This is a genomic window from Phytopseudomonas dryadis (genome assembly GCF_004327355.1).
Taxonomy (GTDB): Bacteria; Pseudomonadota; Gammaproteobacteria; order Pseudomonadales; family Pseudomonadaceae; genus Aquipseudomonas; species Aquipseudomonas dryadis.
Genome location: NZ_QJUM01000071.1, coordinates 1 through 810, shown reverse-complemented (window position 1 = coordinate 810; position 810 = coordinate 1). Strand labels below are relative to the sequence as shown.

Annotated in this window: 1 protein-coding gene; it reads right to left on the bottom strand. The window is 57.2% G+C overall.

Annotated features, from left to right (window positions below):
- A partial coding sequence (locus DNK34_RS25265) for an IS110 family transposase (protein WP_165497456.1) occupies positions 1-686 on the bottom strand: 686 nt, incomplete at its 3' end.
- Positions 687-810 lie beyond the last annotated feature (124 nt).

Sequence of the window (810 nt, the reverse complement as noted above, 5' to 3'; positions counted from 1 at the left end):
ACGGCTCGGCTGCCCTCGAAGCGCTGTACATCGCCCAGCTCCGCCAGTAACAACGCAGCCGTTCTGTCGGCAATGCCATCGATACTCTTGAGCAGGTCGCGCTGCCCTCGCAAGTCATCGTTGTCATCGACGTGCTGTTTGATCGCCTCCAGCGTATCGGCGATCTGCTGATGAATATGTCTGAGTACCGACTGGATCGACGCGGCTACCTTGGCATCGCTCGTCACGTCCAGACGATTGTGTTCCATCTGCTCCAGTTCCTGCAGGTCCTTGAGGCGATGTGTCAGCGCCTTTAGACGCTTGATCGAGGGCTGTTCCGGCTTCCAGGCACGCAATTCTTCCTGATGCCGATGGCCATAATCGGCAATCAACTTGGCGTCGACCTTGTCGGTCTTCACTCGCTGCAACTGACTACGGGCGTAGAACGCGATCTGAGCGGGGTTCAGCACGCAGATCTGATAACCGCGCTCATACAACCATTCAGCCAAGGCCTCATGGTAAATGCCGGTCGCTTCCATCACGATCCAGGCCTGCGCCTCAGCGTGTTCGTTCAGCCATTGCAGCAGCACTTCAAACCCCTTCGGGTCGTTGGCCAGCTTGGCTTTGGTGCGGTGTTTGCCATTGGCCTGAAGCGTGGCGATATCGAAGGTGTGCTTGGCGATGTCGATGCCAACAACAGTGCTCATCATCTCCTCCTTTGGGTTGCTGATCGTCACTGCATCCGTCCAACCTTGCTGATGCGAGCTCGAAGCTCTGGATACCGTTCGGACTTAGCGGATGAGTGTGGAGGGCGCAGCGCAATCTACGTTG